This window comes from Acidovorax sp. (assembly GCF_046294525.1).
Taxonomy (GTDB): Bacteria; Pseudomonadota; Gammaproteobacteria; order Burkholderiales; family Burkholderiaceae_C; genus Acidovorax.
In genome coordinates, this window is record NZ_JBKBKQ010000046.1 from 1 (window position 1) to 8,492 (window position 8,492).

Consider the following 8,492-nt stretch of genomic DNA (forward strand, 5'->3'; position numbering starts at 1 on the left):
TTCCCCTTCCAACAAACGAGTGAGTTGATGAGAGATCGAACTTCCCATCGTGGCACCTGGATGCCGTATTGCGCAACTGTGCGGTTCACTCGGGACGGGGAAGTCCCTTTCATTCGTTAGGTCTGCTTGGAGCGTCGATGTTTACCTTCGGTCGAGAGCACGAAAAGAAGTGTGCCGTCGCGCATGTTCGCAATACCGAGCAGGCGGCACTCATCTCCGAGGTGATCGACAGCGTTCACGATCTCCTCGATGGCAATGCCTCTACGGAGAAGTTGGCTGACAAGATCAAGATCGCTTTCGTGGAAGGTGGATCCGGTGTGTGGGAGGGAGCAGGAGGTTGGCTGCGTAAAGCCTCGGCACACTATCCCTCCCTGGCTTCTGTATGGGAAGAGCTTGCTGCTCATCCAAAGGCAGAAGTTCGGTTCCGCGTGGCCTGTTTTCTAGACGAAATGCCATCAGACACATTCGCCACGTTGTCGCGTCTTCTTGCATCGGACAAGGCGAAGCGTGTTGCATCGATGGCGAACGCAAGAATCGGAGAGGTAGATGCGCGTGCGCAGACCTAACCCCTCCATCGAGCGGACATGTCCCGGCAAGCCGGGCCATGCCGCTCATGTCGAACGCTAAGCGTCATATGAGCGATCCGCTGACTCGCGCAGTTCAGACAATCTTGTGGCCTTTCCTGAAGGCCGAGGGCTTCAGCAAGCTCACCGCACGAAAATTCGCGCGAGAAAAAAACGGAGTTTTCCAGCAACTTTGGGTTGATGCTAATGGTGTTGCCGGCAAGAGGAGCACGTACGTGATCCTCTGCGCGAATCTGCCATTCGGTCCTATCCAGGGATACATGGATCCTCATGGGTTTCGCATCTCGAACGGGCGCGCTTGGCCTATGACGACCGAAGAGTTGGCTACTGCATCTATGCAGCAGGTAGTCGCCGCATTAAGTTCCAATGAACTTGAGAAGCTAGATGCCATATCTGACATAGACAGGATGCTCGTCCTTCTCGCGAAGAATCCAAAGACTGGATGGCACGCGGCGTACACAGACCTCTTTCGCAAGTGGCGAGAGCAAGACCCAACTTTGCTCGCGGTAGAGGCCGCCAATCGCGAGGCGCTAAAGCTGTGATGCCTAACCCTTCCATCGAGAGGGACGTCCAAGGGACATCGCCCTCGGCCGCCCCTCATGTCAAACAGTAGGCTTAATGAATGAGTCCATCGCTGCTCACTGACTGGTTGAATGAAACCGTACCGCTGTTCCCTCCCCCGGGAGTAGTTGCGTGGAACTTCAATATTGCGGAAACCGGCTCAGACTACGTGATTGAGTTAATTGGCGCATCCGGGTACGACGCTCAAGATCCAGATTGGGCATGTCCGCCGGAGGCTTGGACGAGTCGGCCATATCAGCTTGCAATTCCATATAGCACCTTCGATTCCAATTGGGAGCGCGCGCTATTTGAAATTGTTGCTTCCGTTAGAGCATTCCTCGCAAGCTCAGACTCTTCGGCGGCAAACATATTGCGGCAGTCTAAAGCGGTGTGCGCAAGTTTTGTTGACGGGGATCTTGTTCAGGTGTGGCCCGATGCAAAGGCCTAACTCTGCGGTCAAACGGGACTGCGGGATGGTAGTGGCTTCTCCACGGCCAGTCGCCTGCGGGCCGCAGCCCCTTCCTTTAACGCGTCAAAGGTCCGCTTTCAATTGCGATGACCGACCGCTCCTGGCCGAAAACAGGCACCAAGCTGTGACACTCACCAGCGCCCCCAACCACGTCAATGCTTGAACTGCTTGTCGCACCCCATCACATGGTTGTTGCTGCTCGACATGCACTGGTAAAACGACTTCTTGTTGCCCGATGCGCCCTGGCAGTCTGACACGCTGTATTTGCCCTTGGCTTCACGGATCTTGGGGGCCGTCTTGTCGAAGTCGGCCTGCTTCATATAGCCGTCGCGCACATTCTTCTGGCCCACCTCCAGCATCTGGTCGGCCTGGTAGTGGATGTTGTCCACGGCGGAGGCGCAGTTCAGCGGCACCTGCTTGCCGTCCACCTTGGCCAGCGAGTCCTTGAGCGCCTCGCCGAATTCCGCCACGTCCTTGGGGATCTTCTTGGTGCCATCGGGGTTGTACTCCTGCTTGGCGCGGGCGCTGGCGCCGCCCTTGCCGGACGCACCCGCACTGCCGCCGCTGGTGCCGTTGTTGCTTTGCAGCTTGAGCGGCTCGGCGTCTGCCTTGGCGGGCGGTGGTTGCGATCCGTAATGGGTCTTGCCGTTCTCGTCCACCCATTTGTAGACCGGCTGAGCCTGGGCTGCCCCGCAGGCCGCCCACAGCACCATCCCCATGGCTGCTGCCACCACTGCATTGCGATTTTGCATCTTGTTCCCTCCAGAATTTTTAGTCAAATCAGGCTCTAGCGCTTATCCAGCAAGCGCTAGAAGCTCTTCTATTTATAGCGGACCGCTATTCTTCGCACGTCACCAGATCTCACCAGCGCCGCACCCGCTCACGTCAGGGCAGGTCCTTGTTCACCTCGGGCGCCGATCCATCGCGCGGGCCGACGGTGCCCAGGCGGGCCTTGAGCGACTGGGGCTGGCCGGTGAGCATGGCGGCGTAATTGGTGGTGTTGGCAAGCACTTTTTTCACGTAGTCGCGCGTCTCGGCAAACGGCACGTTCTCGGCCCAGATGGCGGCGTCCAGCACCGGGCCGTTGCGCCAGCTGCGCGGGCGGCCGGGGCCGGCGTTGTAGGCAGCGGCGGCCAGGGGCATGGAGCCCGCAAAGTCATCCAGCGCCAGCTTGAGGTAGGCCGTGCCGATGGCGATGTTGGTGTCGCGGTCGTTGATCTGGTCGGCAGTGAAGTTGTTCATGCCGATCTTCCGGGCCGTCCAGCGCGCGGTGGCGGGCATGACCTGCATGAGGCCCGATGCGCCAACGTGCGAGCGCGCGTCCATGATGAAGCGGCTCTCCTGGCGGATGAGGCCGTACACATAGGCCGGGTCCAGGCCGATGGCGTTGGCGCGCTCGACCACTGCGTTGCGGAACGGTGTGGGAAAGCGCTGCGTGGTGTCGATGAGGCCCCGGGTACGTTCGCTGGTGTTGATGCAGCGGTCCCACACCTCGCGCAGGCAGGCGAAGTCGGCAGCAGCCAGCAGTTCGCGGTCGCCCATGCCGCCGCTCTGGTGCAGGTTGGTGGTGTAGTTCCACTCGCGCACGCCTTCGCTGCGCAGGCCCAGCAGGATGGCGTACAGGCCGCGGTTGAGGCCGGGGTTGGCGCGGGCGGCGGTTTTTTCCTCGGCCGTGAGCGGCGCGGGTGCGGGCGGCGTGGTGATGCGCTGACCCAGTTCCTCCAGTGCCAGCATTTCGTAAAAGCCGCGCGTGCTGGCAATGCTTTCCAGCAGCTGGCGGGCCTCAGCGCGTTCGGCCTCTCCGGGCTTGCCGGCCAGCAGGGCGCGCGCCTTCCAGTACACCCAGGTGCTGTCCCGGCGGGCCTCGTCGCTCATGGCGTCCACGGCGTTGCCCACCGTCTTCCACTGGCCGGCGCGCAAGGCGGCACGCACCTTCCAGCCCAGCAGGTCATCGTTGAGGTGGGTGCTGCGCGTCACGTTGGAGAAATAGCCGTGTGCGCTGTTCGCCAGCTTCTGCGCGGCGGATTTGCCAATGACGCCCCAGGCCCAGTTGCGCTCTTCCGCAGACAGGTACTCGCTCCACTTGCTGTCAAGCTGGTGGGCCGCGCCCTCGGGGTCGCCCCCGGCCAGCCGGATGAGTGCCAGCAACACCAGCTCCTGGCGCACCCGGCCACCCGCCGTGGAGCGCGAAGACAGGTATTTGCTGGGTGCGTCCAAAGCCTCTTTGAGTTGCCCCAGCGCCTCGGGGGCCACGATCTCCACCGCAGCACGCACAGCGCGCGGGCGGTTGGCTTCGGCACCCAGGCGGGCCTTGCGCCAGACATCCAGCGCCGAGAGCTTTTTGTAGCTGTAGAACTCGCTGGCCGCATGCGTGCAGCCGTCGTCGGCATCGCGCTGCGCATACCAGTTGCGGCGCACTTCGTCTGCCGCGGTGGCGGGTGCTGTGCCTTTGATCTGGTCGATCAACAGCGCGTAGCAACGCACCTCGCGGTCGTCCGACATGCGGAAGTGGGGGTGCTGTTCGGCAAATTGCGACCAGTCGCGCCGCTGGCCCAGCAGCAGGAGCCAGTCGTTGCGCATGCGGTCCTCCTGGTAGCTGCCGGCGTAGCGCTGCATGAACGACTGGATCTCGGCGGGCTGGGCTTCGCCAAGCCGGGCGCGCAGCTCCCAGTACGCGGCCCAGGGTTCCAGCGCATGTCCGCGTGCGGCGGGCAGCAACTGCGCCAGCTTGTTGCGATCCCCCTTGCGAAAGGCCTGCTGCATCTCCAGCAGGGTGTCGTCGCCCCGGCTGGTTTGCGCCAGGACAAGGGGCGCCGCGGTAGCGAGCACGGCGCTGGCGACAAGCGGTGTCAGAATTCGAAACAATTGCATGGGGGAATTATGTGATGGACAAAGCAGCCCTTCGGCGCGCGTTGGTAGAAGAACGCCTCAACCTGCCCGACCGCCTACAGCGGTCCGACCTGTTACAACAGGTGATGCGCATCTGGCTGGTGAACCGGCCCGACACCGTGATCGGCGCCTACTGGCCCATCAAGGGCGAGTTCGACCCCCTGCCGGCGCTGCACCGCTGGAAGGAAGACGGCGAGCTGCTGGATGAGCCCCTGCGCCGCCGCATCGGGCTGCCCGTGGTCAACAAGCAGCACAAGACCCTGACCTTTCACGCCTGGTACCCCGGCTGCCCCATGGAGGAGGACGCTTACGGCATCCCCAAGCCCAAGGACACCGAGGTCATCGTGCCCACGCTGCTGTTTGTGCCCTGCGTGGGCTATGCGGCCGGGGGCTACCGCCTGGGTTATGGCGGCGGCTTTTATGACCGCACGCTCGCCACGCTGCAGCCCCAGCCGTTCACCGTGGGGCTCGGTTTCACCAACGGCTTCATTGACGACTTCGAACCTGAAACGTTCGACGTTCCGCTGGACGCGATCCTGAACGACAACGGGGTGGTCTGGCCCGTAGGCTCCCCTTAAGGATGACCTGCATATCTCCCTGCGGACCGTGATAGCGCGGCCTCGCGAGGGTGATGCAGGACATCCTTGGGCCGCGCACGGCGCCCCCCCCCCGACGCACCCGGCGCCGACATCCGGTGGGGCCGCCAGCTTCTGCGGCCCACCGGAAGTTTCAGCCCTGCAGTTCCGAGGCAAATGCAAAACACTCGGCGCCCGGCGTGCGGCGCTTGCAGGCATACATGGCACTGTCGGCAGCGCGCAGCAATTCGGTGAGCGACCGCCCGTCGGCCGGGTAGCGGGCAATGCCCAAGCTCATGTCGACCCTCAGGGTGCGGCCCTCGAACACCAGCGGCTCTGCTGCGCTGGCCGCCATGCGCCGGGACATGGCAGCCATCATCTCGCGGGACGGCGCCCCCATGATCAGCACGGCAAACTCGTCCCCGCCCAGACGCGCCACCAGGTCGCCTGCGCGCAGCTGGGCGCGCAAGCGGCGCACTATCGACACCAGCACCGCATCCCCCGCCGCGTGCCCATAGGTGTCGTTGACGCCCTTGAACCCATCCAGGTCGAGCAGCATCAACGCAAAAGGCTGACCCGCCCGCACGGCGGCTTCACCCTGTTGGTTGAGGCCTGCGCGGTTGGCGGCCCCGGTCAGAGCGTCGGTGCCCAGGGCTTCGACCAGCTCCTGCGTGCGCACCGTGAGGGCCTGTTCAGACCGGCGCAGCAGCCGCACGCGCGACGCCATGGCCGCCGCAAACACCACGGACTCGGCCACCAGCACGGTCTGCGTCATGTCCATCTGCCAGGGCGTCCAGGCCACCCAGCCCCAGCTCGCCACGATGATGGCGCAGATGCCCAGCAGCAGGATGGTGACGCCGGCGCAGTACAGCAAGGCCGGCCAGTAGCGCCGCCGCATGGCCATCACCGCCCCTACCGTCAGCACCACGGTGGACACCACCACCGACGCCTGCACCAGCCTGAACAGCCACAAAGGGTGGGCCCCCAGCAGGCCATAAACCGTGGCAACCGCCAGCGCCGCCACCAAGGCCAGCACGACTTTGTCCACGCGGGGCGCGTAGTCCGCCAGCCGCAGCAGGCTGCGGCCGAACATCAGCTTGGTGATAGCCCACAAGGGCGGCGCCACGCTGTAGAAGAAGCCCGCCGCGGCGGGCCAGTGCGCAAACGGGTAGCGCAACGTGTGGCCGTTGAAACCCGCCAGCGCCAGCAGCGCCGCAATGCACGACGCCAAGTACCAGGCGTAGATGCCCTCGCGGAAGACCAGCAGCATCATGGCGCTGAAGACCGCCAGGCCCATGAGCAGGCCATAGCAGACGCCGTCGTACATGCGCTTGTCCTGCGTGGCCTGCAGGTAGTCCGCAACGTCCCACACACGCGCCGCGTAGAACCGGGCAAAAGTGGACTCCACCCGGAAGTACACGGTGTAGACGCCGTCATCAGGCAGGCGAAAGCGCCAGGCCATCTGCTCCGAGTCGGCCGGTCGTGTCGCCCAGGGGTGGCGCATGCCGGTGACCACCGGCTCGGCCAATGCGCGGCCCGCGCTGTCGTAAGGGCCGTAAAAGCGCAGCTCGTGGGTGGACACCGTGGGCACCAGCAGCAGCCACTCGCGCAACGCATCGGCGGGGTCGGCCAGCTGCAGACGCAGGCGGAACCAGAGCACACGATCAGACTCTGCGCCTTTCAGTGGGTCGTCCGGATAGGCGAAACGGGCTTCGTGCTCCGGCGTGCGCACCTGCTCGATGGTGAGGGCCCGGCCTGGGTCCTCGAACATGCCCATGTGCGGCACCACCAGCAAACCGCCCGCCTGCGCCGCAATCCGCGCTGGCGCGTCGCGCCCGGCCTCTGGCGCCGCGCCTGCGGCCTGCACCTGCTGTGCACTTGCGAGCAGGAACATGCCCTGCAGAACCCACCACCAAAACGACGAGCGCATCTCCAAACCGACCTGTTCCGGGCCCGTGGCCCCTGCAGACAAAACCGTCCATTGTGCCGCTGGCGGCACAGTGAGCGCGCGCCCCGCGCCGCACCCCGCGTTTTGATGCACAAATCACATCAAAACGGCTTTCATCTCTCATGGGTGGGCCGCAGCACTCCGCGCTAGCATGTGGGTTCCCGCCTGCGGGGCCCGAAGCGGCTGGTCGGCACGCCAGCGCGTGCACCAGCGACCGGACTTTTTACCCTAGCCTTTAAAACCACCATGCCCAAGCTCTATATCGGTAACAAGAATTACTCTTCGTGGTCCATGCGCCCATGGGTGCTGCTCAAGCAGGCAGGCATTTCATTTGAAGAAATACGCGTGCGCTTTGACAGCTTCGACGCCGGCTCGGAATTCAAGCGCACCATGGGTCCGGTAAGCCCCACGGGCAAGGTGCCCGTGCTGGTGGATGGCGACCTGGTGGTGTGGGACACCCTGGCCATCGCTGAATATGTGGCGGAGACCTGGCCCGACAAGCATCTGTGGCCACAAGACGCCAAGGCCCGCGCGCGCGCGCGCAGCGTGTGCGCCGAAATGCACAGCGGCTTCACCGCCCTGCGCAGCCACTGCCCCATGAACATCGAGGCCCATCTGCCCGATACCGGCGCTCTGATCTGGCGCGACCAGGCCGCCGTGCGCGCCGACGTGGCTCGCCTGGTGGACATGTGGAGCGCCCTGCTGCAAGAGCATGGCGGCCCCCTGCTGTTTGGCGAGACCTTCACCGTGGCCGACGCCTACTTTGCCCCCGTGTGCATGCGCCTGCACACCTACGCCCTGCCCGTGCCACCGCACATCGCTGCCTATGTGCAGCGGGTGCGCGAGCTGCCGGGCGTGAAGGCCTGGATCGACGAGGCCCTGGCTGAGAAGGATTTTCTGGACTTCGAGGAGCCCTACCGGCTCGCTAAAAAATAGGTGTGAAATTATTTCACGTCAATAATTCCGTAGTTCACGTAGCCAACGGCGCCGTTTTGAGCTTTGACGTGATAAATCCGAAAACTGACTTGACCGTCACGCTGAAAAAATCCGTAGTTATCTTTCTCTGTCAATCGCTTGAACTCTGGATTGTTTTTCGATTTTCGGAATTCCTCCAAAACCGTACTCGATTCACCCTCAACAAACTCCCTTTGTGCAACCAATATTTGCTTAGCCTCAGGAAAATAAGTCAAAGTGATATTATTTATTCGACCGTTGTTAGGTATAATTAAATCAACAACTCTAAACTTATTATCATTAAATTTAGATTTTTCCAAATCCCCATTCCCAACCCAATAGGAGTACCAGTCTTCTTTGAGAGCATGCTCTATAGCTCCGTAAATTTTCTCCTTAGGGACCCTCTTCACGAATCCCCTGCGTCATGTGCCGACGAATGCTTGAAGCCGAGACAATAGGCACATGAAGCAAAGCAGCCTGGGCCTGAGCAACACCACCAAGCGCACGCGCAA

Annotated in this window: 9 protein-coding genes; 5 read left to right on the top strand and 4 right to left on the bottom strand. The window is 62.8% G+C overall.

Features of this window, described 5'->3' with window-relative positions:
* Positions 1–137: 137 nt before the first annotated feature.
* The 3 genes from ACK4HJ_RS22735 to ACK4HJ_RS22745 all read left to right on the top strand — a co-directional run bounded on the left by ACK4HJ_RS22735 (position 138) and on the right by ACK4HJ_RS22745 (position 1,593).
* Complete coding sequence (locus ACK4HJ_RS22735) at positions 138–566, top strand: hypothetical protein (RefSeq protein ID WP_409835804.1); 429 nt, start codon at positions 138–140, stop codon at positions 564–566.
* A gap of 68 nt (positions 567–634) precedes the next feature.
* On the top strand, positions 635–1,126 hold the full coding sequence (locus tag ACK4HJ_RS22740) for a hypothetical protein (RefSeq protein ID WP_409835806.1): 492 nt from the start codon (positions 635–637) through the stop codon (positions 1,124–1,126).
* Between the two features lie 80 nt (positions 1,127–1,206).
* Positions 1,207–1,593, top strand: a complete 387-nt coding sequence (locus ACK4HJ_RS22745; protein ID WP_409835808.1) for a hypothetical protein — start codon at positions 1,207–1,209, stop codon at positions 1,591–1,593.
* Between the two features lie 173 nt (positions 1,594–1,766).
* Here ACK4HJ_RS22745 and ACK4HJ_RS22750 read toward each other — a convergent pair whose 3' ends face one another.
* Together ACK4HJ_RS22750 and ACK4HJ_RS22755 are read right to left on the bottom strand one after the other, a co-directional pair.
* Positions 1,767–2,366 carry a DUF4124 domain-containing protein gene (locus ACK4HJ_RS22750; RefSeq protein ID WP_409835810.1) on the bottom strand — a complete coding sequence of 200 codons (600 nt, stop codon included), beginning with the start codon at positions 2,364–2,366 and terminating at the stop codon, positions 1,767–1,769.
* A gap of 133 nt (positions 2,367–2,499) precedes the next feature.
* Positions 2,500–4,485, bottom strand: coding sequence for a transglycosylase SLT domain-containing protein (locus ACK4HJ_RS22755; RefSeq protein WP_409835812.1), 1,986 nt, complete (start codon positions 4,483–4,485; stop codon positions 2,500–2,502).
* A gap of 14 nt (positions 4,486–4,499) precedes the next feature.
* Here ACK4HJ_RS22755 and ACK4HJ_RS22760 point away from each other — a divergent pair, with 14 nt between their 5' ends.
* Entirely contained in the window at positions 4,500–5,081 is a 582-nt protein-coding gene (locus tag ACK4HJ_RS22760; RefSeq protein ID WP_409835814.1) for a 5-formyltetrahydrofolate cyclo-ligase, read from the top strand.
* A 151-nt stretch (positions 5,082–5,232) separates the two neighbouring features.
* On the opposite strand, the gene ACK4HJ_RS22765 is transcribed toward ACK4HJ_RS22760, so the two are convergent.
* Positions 5,233–6,972: a diguanylate cyclase gene (locus tag ACK4HJ_RS22765; RefSeq protein ID WP_409835816.1), complete on the bottom strand. Its 1,740-nt coding sequence runs from the start codon at positions 6,970–6,972 to the stop codon at positions 5,233–5,235.
* A gap of 300 nt (positions 6,973–7,272) precedes the next feature.
* On the opposite strand from ACK4HJ_RS22765, the gene ACK4HJ_RS22770 reads away from it, so the two are divergent.
* The gene (locus ACK4HJ_RS22770; RefSeq protein ID WP_409835818.1) at positions 7,273–7,962 is read left to right on the top strand and encodes a glutathione S-transferase family protein; all 690 of its coding nucleotides are present in this window, start codon (positions 7,273–7,275) and stop codon (positions 7,960–7,962) included.
* An 8-nt stretch (positions 7,963–7,970) separates the two neighbouring features.
* On the opposite strand, the gene ACK4HJ_RS22775 is transcribed toward ACK4HJ_RS22770, so the two are convergent.
* Entirely contained in the window at positions 7,971–8,390 is a 420-nt protein-coding gene (locus tag ACK4HJ_RS22775; protein ID WP_409835820.1) for a hypothetical protein, read from the bottom strand.
* Positions 8,391–8,492 lie beyond the last annotated feature (102 nt).

Coding starts and splice junctions, on each gene's coding strand:
- ACK4HJ_RS22735 (WP_409835804.1), top strand. CDS start 138: ATGTTTACCTTCGGTCGAGAGCACGAAAAGAAGTGTGCCGTCGCGCAT.
- ACK4HJ_RS22740 (WP_409835806.1), top strand. CDS start 635: ATGAGCGATCCGCTGACTCGCGCAGTTCAGACAATCTTGTGGCCTTTC.
- ACK4HJ_RS22745 (WP_409835808.1), top strand. CDS start 1,207: ATGAGTCCATCGCTGCTCACTGACTGGTTGAATGAAACCGTACCGCTG.
- ACK4HJ_RS22750 (WP_409835810.1), bottom strand. CDS start 2,366: ATGCAAAATCGCAATGCAGTGGTGGCAGCAGCCATGGGGATGGTGCTG.
- ACK4HJ_RS22755 (WP_409835812.1), bottom strand. CDS start 4,485: ATGCAATTGTTTCGAATTCTGACACCGCTTGTCGCCAGCGCCGTGCTC.
- ACK4HJ_RS22760 (WP_409835814.1), top strand. CDS start 4,500: ATGGACAAAGCAGCCCTTCGGCGCGCGTTGGTAGAAGAACGCCTCAAC.
- ACK4HJ_RS22765 (WP_409835816.1), bottom strand. CDS start 6,972: ATGTTCCTGCTCGCAAGTGCACAGCAGGTGCAGGCCGCAGGCGCGGCG.
- ACK4HJ_RS22770 (WP_409835818.1), top strand. CDS start 7,273: ATGCCCAAGCTCTATATCGGTAACAAGAATTACTCTTCGTGGTCCATG.